The sequence below is a fragment of the Patescibacteria group bacterium genome, from assembly GCA_041662965.1.
In the GTDB taxonomy this organism is placed as follows: Bacteria; Patescibacteriota; Patescibacteriia; order Patescibacteriales; family GWC2-42-12; genus JACPHD01.
Map to the genome: position 1 here is coordinate 135379 of JBAZRI010000002.1, position 17102 is coordinate 152480.

The 17102-nt window shown below is 39.4% G+C and carries 15 protein-coding genes; 1 reads left to right on the top strand and 14 read right to left on the bottom strand.

Annotation, left to right across the window (positions count from 1 at the left end):
• Positions 1 to 63: 63 nt before the first annotated feature.
• From WC639_02085 to WC639_02150, 14 genes are all read right to left on the bottom strand, one after another.
• A complete protein-coding gene (locus tag WC639_02085) occupies positions 64 to 1581 on the bottom strand; it encodes a YifB family Mg chelatase-like AAA ATPase (GenBank protein MFA6306565.1) in 1518 nt (505 codons plus the stop codon).
• A gap of 42 nt (positions 1582 to 1623) precedes the next feature.
• Positions 1624 to 4290, bottom strand: coding sequence for an AAA family ATPase (locus WC639_02090; protein ID MFA6306566.1), 2667 nt, complete (start codon positions 4288 to 4290; stop codon positions 1624 to 1626).
• 224 nt (positions 4291 to 4514) lie between these two features.
• Complete coding sequence (locus tag WC639_02095) at positions 4515 to 4955, bottom strand: hypothetical protein (GenBank protein MFA6306567.1); 441 nt, start codon at positions 4953 to 4955, stop codon at positions 4515 to 4517.
• A 360-nt stretch (positions 4956 to 5315) separates the two neighbouring features.
• Positions 5316 to 5582, bottom strand: a complete 267-nt coding sequence (locus WC639_02100; protein ID MFA6306568.1) for a hypothetical protein — start codon at positions 5580 to 5582, stop codon at positions 5316 to 5318.
• A gap of 128 nt (positions 5583 to 5710) precedes the next feature.
• Positions 5711 to 7156: a glycogen/starch synthase gene (locus tag WC639_02105; GenBank protein ID MFA6306569.1), complete on the bottom strand. Its 1446-nt coding sequence runs from the start codon at positions 7154 to 7156 to the stop codon at positions 5711 to 5713.
• Positions 7156 to 8358 carry a glycoside hydrolase 100 family protein gene (locus WC639_02110; GenBank protein MFA6306570.1) on the bottom strand — a complete coding sequence of 401 codons (1203 nt, stop codon included), beginning with the start codon at positions 8356 to 8358 and terminating at the stop codon, positions 7156 to 7158. The genes WC639_02105 and WC639_02110 overlap by 1 nt, the downstream gene beginning before the upstream one ends.
• The gene (locus WC639_02115) at positions 8337 to 8912 is read right to left on the bottom strand and encodes a hypothetical protein (protein MFA6306571.1); all 576 of its coding nucleotides are present in this window, start codon (positions 8910 to 8912) and stop codon (positions 8337 to 8339) included. The genes WC639_02110 and WC639_02115 overlap by 22 nt, the downstream gene beginning before the upstream one ends.
• A 4-nt stretch (positions 8913 to 8916) precedes the next feature.
• Positions 8917 to 9780 carry a PHP domain-containing protein gene (locus WC639_02120; GenBank protein MFA6306572.1) on the bottom strand — a complete coding sequence of 288 codons (864 nt, stop codon included), beginning with the start codon at positions 9778 to 9780 and terminating at the stop codon, positions 8917 to 8919.
• A gap of 4 nt (positions 9781 to 9784) precedes the next feature.
• Positions 9785 to 10822 (bottom strand): phosphotransferase, encoded by a 1038-nt coding sequence (locus WC639_02125; GenBank protein MFA6306573.1) that lies wholly within the window; start codon positions 10820 to 10822, stop codon positions 9785 to 9787.
• A gap of 48 nt (positions 10823 to 10870) precedes the next feature.
• Positions 10871 to 12052: a polysaccharide deacetylase family protein gene (locus tag WC639_02130; GenBank protein ID MFA6306574.1), complete on the bottom strand. Its 1182-nt coding sequence runs from the start codon at positions 12050 to 12052 to the stop codon at positions 10871 to 10873.
• A gap of 114 nt (positions 12053 to 12166) precedes the next feature.
• Positions 12167 to 13636 carry a glycogen/starch synthase gene (locus WC639_02135; GenBank protein ID MFA6306575.1) on the bottom strand — a complete coding sequence of 490 codons (1470 nt, stop codon included), beginning with the start codon at positions 13634 to 13636 and terminating at the stop codon, positions 12167 to 12169.
• Positions 13637 to 13710: 74 nt separating this feature from the next.
• Positions 13711 to 14196, bottom strand: a complete 486-nt coding sequence (gene ruvC / locus WC639_02140; protein ID MFA6306576.1) for a crossover junction endodeoxyribonuclease RuvC — start codon at positions 14194 to 14196, stop codon at positions 13711 to 13713.
• A 5-nt stretch (positions 14197 to 14201) separates the two neighbouring features.
• The gene (locus WC639_02145) at positions 14202 to 14924 is read right to left on the bottom strand and encodes a YebC/PmpR family DNA-binding transcriptional regulator (protein ID MFA6306577.1); all 723 of its coding nucleotides are present in this window, start codon (positions 14922 to 14924) and stop codon (positions 14202 to 14204) included.
• A 110-nt stretch (positions 14925 to 15034) separates the two neighbouring features.
• Positions 15035 to 15766: a helix-turn-helix domain-containing protein gene (locus tag WC639_02150; GenBank protein MFA6306578.1), complete on the bottom strand. Its 732-nt coding sequence runs from the start codon at positions 15764 to 15766 to the stop codon at positions 15035 to 15037.
• A 736-nt stretch (positions 15767 to 16502) separates the two neighbouring features.
• On the opposite strand from WC639_02150, the gene WC639_02155 reads away from it, so the two are divergent.
• Entirely contained in the window at positions 16503 to 17087 is a 585-nt protein-coding gene (locus WC639_02155; protein MFA6306579.1) for a hypothetical protein, read from the top strand.
• Positions 17088 to 17102 lie beyond the last annotated feature (15 nt).

A 17102-nucleotide genomic window follows, 5' to 3' on the forward strand; every position in this document is an offset into this window, starting at 1 on the left:
AAACTGAGTTAATAACTAAGAATATTATAACATAAATAACATTATTTTAAAATACTCCGTGCCTTATTCTATTCTCGGCCGATACTGCAACGCTTCGGCGATATGAGGCGTTAGAATATTTTTTTCACCGGCTAGATCGGCGATAGTCCGGGCCAGTTTAAGCACGCGAAAATAGCCTCTGGCCGATAGGTGCATCTGGTCAACAGCCTGATGCAGTAGATTAGTTGAAGTATTGTCAACTCGGCAAAAACGTTTAACCGCTTCCGGCGTCATTTCCGAATTGGTTATGAAATTAGTGTCCATAAAACGTTGATTTTGCAATATTCTGGCGCTTTCCACCCGTTTTTTTATGACCGCCGACCCCTCGCTGTTTATGTCCGAAGCCAGTTTATCAAATTTTATTCTCGGCACTTCAATATGCAAATCAATCCGGTCTAAAATTGGGCCGGAAATTTTTTTCTTGTAGTTAATTATCTGCGTCGAAGAACAGACGCAATTTTTTTCTCGGTCGCCCATATAGCCGCAGGGGCAGGGGTTGGAAGCGGCCACTAAAATGAATTTTGCCGGGAAGCTTAAGTTGCTGGCGGCGCGGCTGACATGAATAGAGCCGTCCTCTAAGGGCTGTCTTAAATTTTCCAGCACTTGGCGCGTAAATTCGGCGAACTCATCTAAAAATAAAACGCCGCGATGGGCTAAAGAAATTTCTCCGGGCCGCGGCCAGGTGCCGCCGCCGACTAAAGCCACTCCCGAAGCCGTATGATGGGGCGCCCTAAACGGCCGCGAAGTCATTAGGGCGGTTTCGGCCGGCAATTCTCCGGCTACACTGTAAATTTTAGTTATTTCTAAAGCCTCTTTTAAGGATAAATTCGGCAAGATTGAAGGCATGGTGCGGGCAATCAGGGTTTTACCAGACCCGGGCGGGCCGCTCATTAAGACGTTATGCGCTCCGGCGGCCGAGATTTCCATAGCCCGCTTAACATGTTCCTGGCCTTTAATATAGGCCATGTCAAAATCAATTTTAGCGTTGGTAAAATTAAATTCCGTGTAAGGCGCGCCGGGTATCGGCGCATTGCCTTCTAAGTGGGCGATCAGCCCGGTTAAATTATTGACCGGTATGACCTCAAGGTCTTTAACCAGCTTAGCTTCAGCCGCATTGGCCGCTGGCACAAACATGGCGGTTAGGTCTTTGCTTTTAGCTTTGATGGCGATGGGCAAGATGCCGTTAACCGGCCTAAGCTCGCCGTTTAAAGCCAGCTCGCCCACGAATAAAAAGCCGGAAAAATCTTCGCAGTTTATTTTTTTAGTGGCGGCTAAAATACTGATGGCAATAGGCAGGTCATAGCTCGGGCCTTGCTTTCTTAAGTCTGCCGGCGCTAAGTTCACCGTGACTTTTCTTTTTGGGAAATACAGCCCGGAATTTTTTATCGCGCTTCTGACCCGTTCGCGCGATTCGGAAACCGCCGTGTCCGGCAAGCCGACAATTATAAAAGCTCCTAGAGGATTGTTGGAAATATCAGCTTCAACTTGAACTAGCTCGGCGTCAAGTCCGACTACGGCGGCAGAGAGAATTTTTGAAGACATAAATTATAATGTCATCGCAAGCTCCGCGCAATGACAAAAAGGCTAATTTTTTACCACCATTTTAACTTCGTCCAGCTTAATGCTTAATAATTTTGACACGCCGCTTTCTTCCATAGTAACGCCGTAAAGAACATTGGCGCGGCGCATGGAAGCGCGGTTATGAGTAATTACTATGAATTGAGTTTTATGCGATAGGTCGTCTAAAATTTTAGCGAGGCGTTCCGAGTTGGCTTCATCAAGCGACGCGTCAACCTCGTCTAAGACTACGAAAGGCGCCGGATTACAGCTAATAATAGCGCAGATTAGGCCGATAGCGGTTAAAGCTCTTTCGCCGCCGGACAGCATAGTAATAGCTTTTATTTTTTTTCCCGGAGGCGTGGCTAAAATTTCAATGCCGGCCAAACCGGTAGCGTTATATTTTTGCAAATATTTTATCCGTTTTAAATTAGCCGCGAATTTATCTTCAATCCGCTCGGCCTCGGCCGCCGGCTCGATTATATTGTTTTCATTTTTCTCGCCGTGGTTATTTTCAGGTTTATTCTCAGACAATTCTTCGGTCAAAACTTTGACGATTTTAGCCGTGCCGCCGTTAAAGAGAATTTTAAAATACTCTTCAAATTTCACGGAAATATTTTTAAATTCTTTATCAAACCTTTCTTTAATAATAGCGTCGAGCTCTTTAATTATTTTTTCCAGCGAGCCGACGGCGCTATTTAAATCATGGGTTTGATTTTCCAGATAATCAAAACGCTCTTTAGTTTCGTTATATTCTTTTTCAATTTCCGGATCAATTCCGCCGATTTGGTCGATCTGCCTTTTGAGCGAATTAATTTTTTCCAAAGCTGTTTCAATATTAACCGGTTCATTAACGATTTTATCCATGATTTCTTTTAAATTGCCGTAATTATTTCTAATTTCAATTTCTAAATCTTCCAGCTTCGTTTCAAACCTCGTAGAATTTATTTTTAATTCATTAAGCTCGCGGCTTAAATCATTTATTTCATTTTGCAGATTTTGCAGATTTTTCTGCAATGAAAAAAGCTTGGCTCTTTGTTCATTTTCTTTAGCGTTGAATGAGTTCAGCTTTTCTTTAACAATGTTAATTTTTAATTCTAATTCTTCAATCTTGTTTTTTATGTTACCCTGCTCTTTTTTATTGTCGTTTAAATTGGCCGCGCCTTTATTTGATTTAAGCTTGTTATTGATGCTGTTGAGTTCAGCCTCCAGCTGATCTTTTCTTTCTTTTATTAGTTTAACCCTTTCCGATCTCGCGGAAATGCGGAAACTGCTTTCATTGATTTTCGCCATAATAGCTTCTTTGTCGCCGGTTAAGGCCATTAAATTTTTTTGCGCTTGTTCTAAATTTTCTTTTTCTAAAATATCTCCGGAAAGATCTAAAATTAATTTAATTTTTTCACGGGTTTGCGCTATTATTGTTTTAATATTAGCCAAATTGTCCATATTAAAAATTTCATCTAATAATTTTTTTAAATTTTTTAATTCTTGGCTGATTTTTTCCATGCCTTCTCCGCTAAGGCTGGAGCCATGCTTTAAGAGTTCGTCGTTAAGCCGGTTAATTTTTAAATTTATCGCTTCTTTGTCTTTTTCCAGATCAATTAAAATTTTCTTTTCCTGCTCAACATTTTTTTCCAAGCCTAAAGCTTCTTCGCTTAATTTTTTAATTTCTTTCTCTATTTCCGAACTTTTATTAATCAGCCAGGACAAATCAAATTGGCCGCTAGCCTCAAGCTTAACTTCCAATTCAGCTTCTAATTTAGCCAGCTGTTTGGTTAAAATTTCTTTTTGGCCCAAGAATTCACTTAATTCTTTTTGCCAGCCGTTGAATTCATCGCTATTTTGATTTTGTTTTTCCAGCTGGCTTAATTCGCGGCTTAAAGACGAGCTTTTCTTTTCTTTTTCCAGCCTAACGCGCTCAAGGTTTAAAAATTTATTATTGTAATCGCTGAATTTAGAGTTAATTTCATGCCAGATTTTACTGTAATAATTTTTTTGCGATTCTTTCAGTTCAGCTTCAATCTCGCCGCGTTTTTTTAATTTATTGACTTGCCTAGTTAAGCTTTTGAGCCTCGGCTCAATTTCCGACAGCAGCATTGAGGCCTGGTTTAAATTTTCGTAGCTCCTTATTAATTTATTAAGCGAGTCGTCGCGTTTAATTTGAAATTGCTTGACGCCGGTGGCTTCATCAAAAAATTCTTTCCTTTCGGAAAGCGTAGTGTTTAAAAAGCCCTCAACCATGCCCTGGCCGATAACGCTGTAGGTTTTTTGGCCGAAATTTGATTTGGCTAAAAGTATTTGCACGTCGCTTAAGCGGACGCGAGCCTGGTTAATTAAATATTCGCTTTCACCGTCGCGGTAGATGCGGCGGGTTAAAATTACCTGCGAATAGTCTATTGGCGCTTTATGGTCTTCGTTATTCAGGAAAAGAGAAACTTCGGCCATGCTTAGTTTGCCTTTTTTATCCGAGCCGGAAAAAATTATATCTTCGCTTTTTTTGCCGCGCAAAGTTTTCATGCTTTGCTCGCCCAAAGCCCAGCGCACCGCGTCGGCGATATTGGATTTGCCCGAGCCGTTAGGCCCGACGATTGAGGTCAGGCCGCGCTGGCTTCCCGTCAGTATGCCGGGGAAAGTTAAAGTATTTTTATTGGCGAATGATTTAAAGCCTTGAATTTCCAATTTTTCTAAAAACATAAATATTTAAAGCCCTCTTTAATTAAAGAGGGTGAGGGTGATTTATAGTTTTATTATACAATATTTTATTTAAATAAAAAAGCTGGCAGAAATGATTATGGTTTCTGCCAGCAAAACATTAGATGAAATAGCAACCGCGCATGGTTGAATTTGCCCTAAAGGGCACGTTTGGCCGCGGTTTAAATTTTTAGGATCACCTCCTTTGCCAAGTCAGAACCAGGTTATTAAATCGCGCGCGCATACTCATGGCAGGTTTCCTCCTTTCTTAAGGTACTTTTAGCCGCCGGTGTAATAGATTTTATTTTTGGCGACCCCCAAACTAGCAAGCCAATCTTCAATTCTCCCAGTTTTTTAGCATCATCAATTCGGTTCTTCTTAATTAAGGTTTGCAAAGCGTTTATTTCGCCAGATGTCCATTTACTTTTTTTGCCCTGAAGCAGAATAAAAAGGAAAAACTGGGATTCTTCTGGGGTTAAGGTATCAAATACTTGATGAAAACACCAATGGAATTTTCCGCTAAATCTTTTTTTATTTTCCTTAGTGTCTTTACCTCCCCGGCTTTTTGCCACTAAATGATGATTTCCTTGTTCGCTCCAGCCTTTTTTATAGCCGGGCGGTTTTTTTCTCCTTGGAAAACCTTTGTCGCGCTTTCTTTTTCTAGACATTTCATGCCTCCCCAGGAAATGTTTGATAGTTAATAATAAATGCAATGGTAATTATATTATAGTATAAATAGCCGATGTTAGAAAGTGGATAGTTATAACAAAAAACACCGCCTCTAGAGTTCTGGCGGTGTTTTTCCCCATGCTTGCCTTACCAAATAGATGATAAAGCAGGAAAGGGAGCTGTGTTAATTAGGCAGTATTTCTGTTTTTTTATTCTTCTTGGCTGTTTAATTAACACAGCTTTTATATGTTGTTATGACATATATTTTTTAGTCCTCCTAGTTTATTGTTTTTGTTAAAGTGCGATGATTGCGGTATATATTTGTTTTAACCGCAGTTTATATAAATATATTTAATGTTTTATCTGGATGACAAATCTATTTGGCCGGTTTTTCCCAAATAATAAATATTTTGGTTGGCTTGCGCTTTATTCGCCTCTACCGAATTAAAAATAAAATTAAGAATAAAGGCGCTCACGATTACAATAAAAAAAGCAATGGACAAGCTTATTAAAAGTCCAGACCAGCTGAACTCCTGCTCCATTGCTTTCTTTTTTATCGTATTGTAGTTTTTCCAGCCAATATGCTCTAAATTAAAACAATTGGCCTGATTTTTTGCTAATGACATTTTGTTTTTGTTTTTACTTGTCCGCCGTAGCTTTAGGCGCAGGCGGATTTTTTTAGATAATATAATTTTGTATTATCTAATATAATTGTAGCAAAAATTTTGTATTTTGTCAAGGCGGATAAAAAATTTTATTTTTTTGCGTTAGCTAATTTTTTGTAAAGTTTTAAATATTCTTTAGCTGATTTTTTCCAAGAAAAATCTTTCCGCATACCGTTAAGCTGAAGTTGGCGCCAGGTTTTCGGTTGATCGTAATAAATTTTTAAGGCCCGCCATAAAGTCTTATATAATTTTTCGCCGGAATATTTTTTAAAACTAAAACCAGTTTTGCCGTTAACTGTATCGGCCAGGCCGCCGGTAGCGCGGACTAATGGCACCGTGCCGTAGCGCATGGCGATCATCTGGCCAAGGCCGCAAGGCTCAAAACGGGACGGCATTAAAAAAATGTCGGCGCCGGCGTAAATTAAGTGGGCTAATTTTTCGTCAAATTTAATTTGGGCGCTGAATTGGCTCGGAAATTTTTTTGCTAAAGCTAAAAGCTGTTGTTCAAGTTCCGGTTGGCCGGTGCCTAAAAAAACAAATTGGCAATTTAACCGGCTGAAATTTTCCGTAATTAAATCCAAGCCCTTCTGCCAAACTAAACGGGAGATTAAGCCGATTAAAGCGATGTTTTTATCTATCGGCAAGCCCAGCTGTTTTTGTAGGGCCAGCTTATTGGCGGTTTTTTTATCTAAATTTTTCAGCGAATATTTTTGGCTGATTAAATTATCGGTCGCCGGGTTAAAAAATCCGGTATCAATGCCATTTAAAATGCCGTAAAGATCGCTTTTTCTTTTTTTAAGAATTTTTTCCAAATTAGCGCCTTGATAATGTCCGAGAATTTCCTTGGCATAAGTTGGGCTTACCGTATTTACCAAATCAGAGCCTAAAACTCCCTGAACCATAAAATTTATGTCGTTGTTTCCGGCGTCAACCTTAATAATGGCTAAGTTTCGGTCAATTTTTGCATAGCCGACTATCTCCGGCTTGGCTTTGCCTTGGCTAGCCAGATTATGAATAGTATAAAGAGTTTTGGTTTTAGCAAAAAAATTGTTTTGCCGGTTAAGGGTTTTAATAAAATCAGCGGTTAGACCAGTATGCCAGTCATTAGCGTGAATAACATCCGGCTTAAAATTCAATTTTTTAGCCGTGGTTAGGGCGGCGCGGGTAAAAAAGGTGAATCGTTTTAAGTCGTCGGGCCGGTTGGCAGGCTTGCCTAAATATATTTTTTTAAAATTGAAAAAATTATGCTTTATTAAATAGACAGAAATTTTTGTTCCGGGCAGACTAGTTTGCCAGACGTCAATGGTTTCATTTTTATCGCCGGTCGGCACGGCTAATCGGTTAATAATTTTTTTAGTCGGATATTTTTTTTGGTTAATTAAGCCGTAAAAAGGCAAGCAGATTCTTATATCCACGCCTAATTTAATCAGGGCTTGAGGCAAAGCGCCGGCCACGTCGCCCAGACCGCCGACCTTAGCTAAGGGCGCGACTTCGGCCGAGAGAAACAAAATTTTTATTTTAGATTTTTTTGGCATCAGATTTTTATTTCGTTATTTAGATAATGATAGGCTAAAAGAAACATGCCGGCGTTCCAGGACTGGCCGGCCATACCCATAGGCTTGCCGGTCGAGCCATGAAACCATTCATTGAATTGCCAATTATTTATGCTATTGGCGTAAGCGACTTTTTTTAATTCTTGCCAGGCTTTATCCGGGTTGACGTTTTTATAAATAAGCATCGGCCAGAAACAGCCGATGAACGGCCAAATTCCGCCATTATGATATTGTTCCGGAAAATTTTGTTTATGTTCTAGCATATACGGCCGCCACAGTTTGCTATTTTCTTTAATTGAGTTAAAACAGGATTTAATAGGGAAAGGTGAATTATTTTTTTCTTTTTGCAAGTAAGCTATAATTTCAGCTTTTAAAATTTTATCCGGCAGATCAAAGAGGCAAGCGATCAGATTAGCATAAACATCAGTCTCTTCGCCCCAAAAAGAGTAATTAACAAAACTAAGATAATGAGGTAATTTTTTCCGGCCGTTTTTTATATAGTTAATTAATTTCTTAGCGCGATGATTTTCATTAAAATAGTTTAAGGGTATTTTTTGCCAAGGATAAAAAAGAAAATTAAAATTTTTCTTTGTTTTATCAGCGTTTTTTAATTTATATGATTTTTTTACCCAAAACCATAAGGCATTGGAGTAAAGGGTATAGCCGGATCTAGGCATGATATCCGCCCAATCGCTAGCTTCGTTTTGCTGTAAAAGATAAAATTTTTGATGTTCTTGCGCTTTCAGCCATAAAATTGCTTTAGCTATATTTTGCTTTAGCTGATTTTTAAATAGTAATTTTTTACCAGAATATTTATCAAAAAATTTGACGGCGATTAACCACCATAAAGTCGCGTCAATACAGCCTAAGTACCAAAAATCAGCGGTTTTAGTTTCCGGCTTGATATAATTAGGGATTTGGCCATTATTAGCCTGATAAACGGCTAGATTTTTTAAGCTTTTTTCCGCAATAGTGATTAATTTAGAGTTTTTGCTGGCCACCAGGCCTAAAGAGCAGATCGCGGCATCTCGGCCGAAGATGCTTAAATAACTTCTTCGTTTAGCTCTACCCGACGGCGCGCTGGCTAAAATACCAAAGCGATTGGAGTTGTTTAAAAGTAAAGCAATGGATTTTTTATAGCATTCTTCTATTGTTTTATTAGCTATTTTATTTCGCCGATCCATTTAAGTATTTTATTAGTTAAATTATTATCAGGCAGTTTTTTAGTTTCTATTATTAAGTAAGGCAAGTTAGTTTTTTTAACTTCTTTCAGATATTCTTTTTGCTGTTTTATATACCAATCCGGCTTGCGTAAAATTCGTTTATAATGCGGGCAAAGTTTTAAGCGGTCATTAATTCTCGCTTTAATTATTTTTTTATCAGGCGGCAGAGTTATTAAAATTATTTTAAACCCAAGTTTTTTTAATTGTTTCTCTATATTTATATAATTTATTTCTTTTTGACGGTGCAGGCGATTATAAACAATGTCTGATAAATGAAATTTTTCTACCAATAGGTTGTTGTCTTTTAATTCAGTAAAAATTTTTAGGTATGACTCAATAATTGGTTTGCCGTGGCGAGATCCGTAAACGCCGACATCACAGTTAAACCAATGGCAGCCGTCCAAAAGATAGCCGCTTTTATTGTATTCTACTTCAAGCCGGTCATAAATTTCGGACATCAGCCAGCTTTTTCCGGCCAGCTCGGCTCCTTCAAAAATTAGATGGTGTGGTTTCATCTTGTCAGCCGATTATTTTTTTAATATCGGTTAAGTAATTAGAGTCAATTTTAAAATAATTATAGCAGCTATTCAGGCCGGCCGGCGCTGGTTCAAAACGATGGAAATCAGAGCCACCGGTCATAATTAATTTATATTCTCTGGCTAAGCGCCCTAGATGCATAACCGCGCCCAGGGAATGGTGCGGCGTAAGAATTTCCAGGCCGTCTAAGCCGAGCCGCTTAATGCTAGCAATAAATTTCCTATCAAGATGCGCATGCTTGCCCGGGTGGTTTAAAATTAATTGTCCGCCGATGGTTTTTTTTAATTTTAAAATTTGTTTCAGCCCGATATAGCTTTCGCTGATTCTAGCGAAGGCCGGGTTTTTAAAAATTTTAATTAATATTTCGTCTTGGCTGGGGCTGGCGATTTTTAATTTTTTGACGATTAGTTTTTTATTGGCCGGTATTTCAGAAATGCAGTCAATCAGGCGGTTAAGCGGAATATAGTGGTTAAATTTATCCAAGAGACGGCTTTCGTCAATTTTAAAGCCGCGCCGTTTCAATTTTATTAAAGCGTTTCTTATCTGCCGGCGGCGCCTGGCTTGGCTCTCTCTTAAAAGATTATGCAGGCCTGGGTCGCGCAAATCAAAATTATACCATAAGAGGTTAAATTTTTTATGTCCCAATTTAACATAAAGCTCAACTCCGGGAATAGTTTTAATTTTTTTCTTTTCACAAGCCCGCCTGAATTCATCAAGTCCGCCGACCGTGTTATGGTCGGTTAAGGAGGCGATTTTTATATTATTAGCCGACAAAAAATCAGCCAATTGGCTAGGCGTTAAATAGCCGTCGGAATAAGTTGAGTGGACCTGCAAGTCAATTAGCATAAGATTAAATTTTAATGTCTAATTTTAAATTTTGGCTGATTTTTATCAAGAGCCCATGGGCGCGCTCCGGCTCGGCCCTGTCTTTCAAGAGGAAAAAAATCGCCGTGCGCAAAGCAGTCCAATTATAATAGTTGTTAATTCTTTTTTGCAGATTATCATCTAAGGTTATTTTAGCATTTTTTAAGTAACTATTTAAGAAAAGCTGTTTAATTTTTTCTACCTCTAGCTGATTGTCTATTTTACGAAGCATCATAAATTCCAGCTGCTGCAAAAAGGCTCCTAGGTCGCGGGCATAATCAGCCAGGCAGATGTCGGTAAAATCTATGACGCCGATTTTATTTTTATCAATAATAATAACATTTTCCGGATGGGCATCGCCATGGATCAGCCAGCGCCGCTCGGTAGACGAAAAAAAATCTTTTTCTTTTTGGTTTATTGTTTCGTAAGCCCGGCGGCAAATTTCAAAATAGCGCGGTTCTTGAGATTGCACTTTAGCTATGGCGTAGGCCATGCCCGGGATGATAGTTTCAATCCGGCTGTTTAAGGGGTTGAAGTTTTTTGCTTTAATAGCGGTAGCGCTTAGATGATGCAATTTAGCAAACCAAGCGGCCGCTTTAACCGCGATGGCTTCTACGGTTTTCACGTCTTTCCGGCGTATAGATTGATAAAGATTTTCCCCGCTGACTCCTTGATAAAAAAAAGCGTTAAAATCAGGCGAATAAAAAAGCGGCCGGGGAATGGTTAAGTTTCCTTTATTAAAGCCGTTTTGCCAAAGGAAAGTTAAAGCTTCAAAAGAATTAAGGCGCGGTTCATCGCTATGGGCCGTACAGTAAATCGGCAAAGTTTCAGATTGGTTTTTTGAATTAACGAAAGTAGTTTGATATTCAATTACCACATGATAAGTAGAAGCCCAGATATTGTCTTTAATTAAAGTAGTTTTAATTTGCTTAATAGCGGAAAATTCCGGATATTTCGGCAAGATTTCTTTTTTAAATAAAGCCAAAACGTATTGCTGGTCTAAAAGATGTAAAATTTTATTCATATGATGATAGATATTAATTAAGCCGCTGAGAATAAGAATAGCGGAGAATTATTTTGCGCTTGGCTTAAGCCAATAATAATGCCAATGCTTATGCCAAATCAGCTGTTTTATTTTTATGTATAATTTTTCCGCTTTAATTTTAGCTTGCCTTGTTCTCGGATCGTTTAAAGCGCGGACGCTTCTGATTAATTCGTTGGCGCCTTTTTCTATTTCATCAGGATTCCAGGCAAGCGGTCCGTAAAGCCTAAAATCATGGGCGCTGGCCCACCAAAAAGTGCAGCTGGCCAAACCTCTGTCTAAATGCTGCCTTGACCAAAAATAATTTTGGTCTTTAGGGTATTTATTAATATTAACGATAGCGGCGTTAGCTAATTGCCAAAGCAGGGTTTGAATTTTATTTTTTTTGTCGCGCCAAAGAAAATAGGGCAGATTATTTTTTAATTCTTTTTCGGCCGATTCCCAAGACGAAGCGCGTAGGCTGATTTTTTTTGTCGCTTTTAATTTGGCTAAATATTCGCCGGCCGTTAAGGTTTTAATTTCCGGGCGATGCAACAGTTTTTCAAAAGTATAGCTAAAATCCTTATGCCTTAAGCCGTAAAGCTCGGCGTCAGTCGCCGTAATAACCGTTTTGGCTTCTAATTTTTTTATTAATTTAAAAATCACCTGCGGCGCGTATTTTTGTGAATTTTGCCTTTGGCGAAAAAGTATTTTAAGGCCGGAATTTTTATCAAGATAAAGATGAGAATTGTCAGGCCGGTCTGATTTTAGGCCAGAGCTGATTTCATCAAGCATAATCCAGCCATAGCCTAATTTTTTTATTATTTTAGCGACGCTGGCCGAGTAAGCCGCTTCAGGGATAAAAAAGCCCGAGGCTTTAAATTTTCGGCCGAAATATTTTTTTAAAATTTCTTCGTTAATTTTAATTTGCCTGATAATCTCCGCGTCAGGCAATAGCGCCAGGATCGGATGAAAGGCGGCCGAACCGGTTAATTCTATCTGCCCTTGGGCGACCATGGCTTTTAAATCGTTAATCAGTTCTTTATAGCCTAAAATTTCCAGCCTGCTTAAAAGACAGCCGGCGATATTAAGAGTAAATTTAATTTGCCGGTTGCGCTTTAAGGCGCTGATTATTCTTTTATAGCTTTTTTCAACCGCCTCAACTATGGTTTCGTTGTCGGCGGTCGGCGGCTGGTAAAAATGGAGAAAGTTAATCCAGATTATTTTAGGCATATAATACAAAATGTAAAATGTAAATATCAAAATGCCGCGCCCGCTAACGCCTAAGCGTAGCGATGGCGGGCGGGGAAAATGACAATGCAAAATTTAAAATTAATATTTTTTAAGTTATTTGCTGTTTTTCAGCGCTTTTCGATATAAGGCGATGTATTTTTTCGCCGGTATTTCCCAGCTATTTGATTCCTGCATAACTCTGACTATTAATTCACGCCAAGTATTTTCATGCTGGCGGTTTTCCAAAGCTCTGATAACGGCGGCGAATAAAGAATATTTATCAAAGCCGGTAAAGCTAAAGCCGGTGCCGCGGTTAGTCCGGGGGTTAAAATTAGTCACTGTGTCGTATAGGCCGCCGACGCGCCTCACGACCGGAATGCAGCCGTAGCGCATGGCGATTAACTGGTTAATGCCGCAAGGCTCATGATGCGACGGCAGAAGAAAAATATCGGCGCCGGCGTAAATCAGCGTTTCCAGCTTTTGGTTTTCCTTAAAAGACAGCCAAACGATTTTTTTCGGGTATTTTTTATTATATTTTTTAAGTTCGGTGATATAATTTTTATCGCCGTCGCCCATAATTATGATTTGCACGCCTAATTTAATCAAGGGCTCTATTATCTCCAAGACTAAATCCATGCCTTTTTGAAAAGTTACTCTTGAAGTCAGGGCGATAATCGGCGCTTCCCGGTCAAGGCGCAGGCCGACTTTTTTTTGCAAATATTCTTTGTTTAATTTTTTACGATGGGTTTTTTTATAGTCGTAATTTTTAAACAAGCCTTGGTCGTTTTCCGGGTTATAAGTTTTATAATCAATGCCGTTAATGATGCCGTAAAGCTTGTCTCCGCGGTTGCCGAGAATTCGGTGCAGATCTTGGCCGAATTTTTTTGTTAAAATTTCTTCGCGGTATTGTTCGCTGACCGTATTGATAATATCAGCCGAAAGAATAGCTCGTTTGGCGAAATTAATGGTTTCTATTTTAGGATCATCAAGGTGGGGCAGGCGGCTGCGGCCGTAATCTTTATTTTTATTGGGTATTTCCCACCAGCTATGGCCGAGCTGAAAAGCCAAATTATGGATAGTAAAAATCGTTTTGGCCTTGCTTAAGGTTTTTGAATATTGGAAATCGGTTTTTAAGTAATAGGGGATAAGGCCGGTATGCCAGTCGTGGCAATGCACGATATCAGCCTCAAATTTAAGGAATGATATTAGCTTAAGCGCGGCCACATCAAAAGCTAAAAAGCGCGCGTTTTCATGGGCCGAGCCGTAGATGCTTTTTCTGGCGGAGAAATATTTTTTATTTTCAATAAAATAAACCGGCAGATTTTTCATCAAGTAGCCTCGCCAAAAATTAACCTGAATTTTATCGGCTGAATTTAAATAGACGTCGACATTTTCTTGAATTAATTTTAAATTATGCTGTTTGACATCGGTTATTTGGCCGTAAAGCGGAGTGATAATAATGATTTCATGACCTAATCTTTTCAGGGCCTTAGGCAAGCTTTTAGCCACGTCGGCCAGGCCGCCGGTTTTAGAAAACGGGGTAACTTCGGCTGAAATGGAAACGATTTTTAGCGGTTTGGACATAGAATAAATCTCGTAACTCGTAGCTCACATCTCGCAACTCAAATAATTTGACATTTTAAGTTATGAGTTACGAGTTATGAGATGTGAGAGGAATTAACGGCGCAGACGGCGATGGCCAAGGCGTCGGCCGCGTCGTCCGGCTTTGGCAGTTCTTTAAGATTTAAAATTATTTTAACCATCCTTTGCACCTGGTCTTTTTTGGCATGGCCGTAGGTGGAGACGGCTTGTTTTACTTCATAAGGCGTAAATTCCACGCTGGTAATTTTATTCAGTTTGGCCGTTAAGACGACTACTCCTCTGGCTTGGCCGACGATCAGCGCGGTTTTAGCGTTATTGCAAAAAAATAATTCTTCAATGGCGATTAGATCCGGTTTATATTTTTTAATTAATTTCGTTAATTCCAGATTTATTATTTCCAGGCGGTCGGCTAGATTAAGCTTGGGCGAAGTTTTTATGGAGCCATAGCCCAGGCAAGTTAATTTATTGTTTTCATTTTTAATGATGCCAAAGCCGGTATCGGCGATGCCCGGGTCGATGCCGAGAATAATTTTTATAGGCATTTGATTTATAAGTTAGCGTTTGTGTAGTAATCAGAAACATCTTCATTATTATCCAGCTCCTCAATAAATTTTTCTAATTGAATTTTTTCTTCATCACTTAAGCTAGCCGGCTCTTTAGCCACGTATTCAACTTCGGCTGATGCGGTTTTAATGTTTTTAGCTTCTAAAAATTGCTTAATTTTTTGAAAATCCAATGGCGCGGTATAAATAATCAAACCCTCGTCTTCTTTTTTAATGTCTTCGGCGCCGGCATCGATTAATTCCAGCTCAAAATTTTCCTCGGTTAGTTTTTTGTTTTTTATTTTTTCATTATCAATCATAATTATTCCGCACTGGGTGAAATTCCACATGACCGCGCCGAGCGAACCGCCGTGTTTAGAAAATAAATGGCGGATTTCCGCGGCCGTGCGGTTTTTACTGTCGCTTAAGCATTTTACTATAAATTGCGCTTTAGCCGGGCCAAGGCCTTCGTAAGTAAATTCTTCAATCTGCGCGCCGCCGGACTCGCCGGTGCCGCGCTTAACCGCGCGGTCAATATTATCTTTGGGCATATTGATGGCTTTGGCTTTATCAATGGCTATGCGCAGACTGAAATTAACCTCCGGATCGCCGCCTTTGCGCGCCGCGATAGTGATCAGTTTGGCGATTTTAGTAAAAATCGCGCCCTTTTTAGCGTCCACCACGGCTTTTTGCCTTTTAGTTGTTGCCCATTTAGAGTGTCCGGACATAAAAAATGTAAAGTTAAAAAATCAAAATGGAAAATTAAATTTATTAAGAAATCAGCTTACGGCCGATGAGGTTAATTTAACAGAAAATTAAGTTAAAATCAAATCGCAAATTATGCGTTTTTCGCGCCTTGCCAGGCTAATTCAAACAGTAATTTTAAGTTAGTTGAAATCTCGTTGCTTTCAATAATAATTCCCATTTGTTCGCGAAAAGACATAAGGGCGATTTTATTGCCATAAACATTCATTTCTATGGAAAAAGGGAATTTTTTTTGGGGCACTAAACGAGTTTGCTTAATATCCTCTTTATCCGTTGTTTTATAATCAACGATTTCATCCGTATCGGGCCCGATTACCCTGACGGTAATTAACGCTTTTTTTCTTCTTTCTTTATATTCGTTAGCGAAATCCTGACCTAAATGTTGAATTATATTTCCCGTGACAAAACCGATCATCTCGCCTTGATAAGCCAGAGTGTCGCGGTAAACGTTTTTTAAGCCTTCAGCGCCTTCATAATATCTAATTTTTGGCTTGGATCCGGCCGTATTGTAAAGTGATTTTAAAATCGGCAGAATGTCATTTAGTTTTTCCCTTTTTTCTTCCAATAATTTATACAATTTTTCCGGCTCTTCAGCATAAAATAATCGTTTTTTGCCTTTTTGCGTCTGTCCGATCAGTCCCTGGCTGATTAACGACGTTAAAATATCATACGCCGTGGTGCGCTTGATATTGGCTTTAATGGCAATTTCTTGTACTCCGGCTTGTCCCAATTCCAGCATTGCCAGATAAACTTGGATTTCCTTGTCGTTTAGATCAAACTGTTTTAAGGCTTGGTTTATTTGCATATTATTTAATTTGTCGGTATTTCCCGACGACATTTTAATTATAGCATAATAATGAAATATGTCAAGAATTGTTATTAATATTTGTTTTAAATAAGCAAAAATGTTAATAATTAAAATAATTTATTCAAGCTAAAATTAGCCGATAAATAATATGAAAAGTCGGAAATACTTGACAATATTCTAAAGCTATGTTATACTGTAAAATCAAGCTAAGAAAGCTTGAATAAAAGTTCTTTAAACCGGCGCGAAAATTATGTAATCATAATAATCGCTCCAAACCAGGGTAAAACGGAATCAAGGGCAAAGGCCGTGTTGAGTCTTCTTTTTCCCCGATCAGCGCGATCGGGCAAAAAAGGAGAAGAGGCCCCGAATAAGCGGGGAAAGAAAAGAAATAATAAGGCTTCTTTGATAAACGTTTCCCAGCTCCGCGGAATCGCGGGGCATACTTAAGTAAAAAGTGGTCCCTGCTCCGAGATAATCGGAGCAGGAGCAGGCTTTTTACCAAGCCGGAAGGAGAAGAGATTTAAAAAATGCCGGTTAGCTGGCCTACCAACTATTAGAAAATCTCTTCTCCGATAGTTAATGGGCGTTTAAGCTAACTGGCATTTTTTAAATTAGCACTTTGACAATTGAATAAATTTCAACTGAAACGGAATGTTGGGAATTACCAAAATTTCAGACAGTCCGTTTCAGTTGAAAAAACTTTCCGGTTAAGGCCCGGTCCCGCCAAGGCGGGATGGTCGGGAGCTACACTGGCTGGAAAGAAAAACAATTCAAAATTCCCTGTCCGCGGTTTGCCATTTCCGCTGGCGTTAAAGGGAGAAAGGAGGAAAAAATGGAAAGAGAATTAGTTTATGATGGAGAAAACGGCAGGAACAATTACTGTTCCTGTGAAAATTGTAATGGTGGCAGGCCTGTTAGGCTGCCAAAAAAAGGGCAAAAAGTTTATTCGACGGGCTTGACATTCGAGCCCGCCCATAAATTTATAACAACCCTTTTTCTGTCCGCAGACAGAAAAAGGGGGATGTATGCAAACTATTCTCATCCTCCCTATATCCCAGGGCTGGATGAGAAGCAATGGCGGCTTGTAATTAGCGCCATTGAAAGAAGGGAGGTTGGAAAACCAACCTTCCGGGAGAAAGTTCTCGTCGGCGAAGTAGGAGGGGACTACTTCGACGAGATAGCCTGGGAAGGGCATCTCTGGAGGAAAAAATACCTCCGATGTCCTGGGAAGTACTGTTGGGTTTCCACGGGAAGTGCGTGGAAATCGGAAGGGGGATGGCAGTATGTTGGCCATTTCCCGGAGGGTACTCAGAAATAAACCATTATCAGGCAA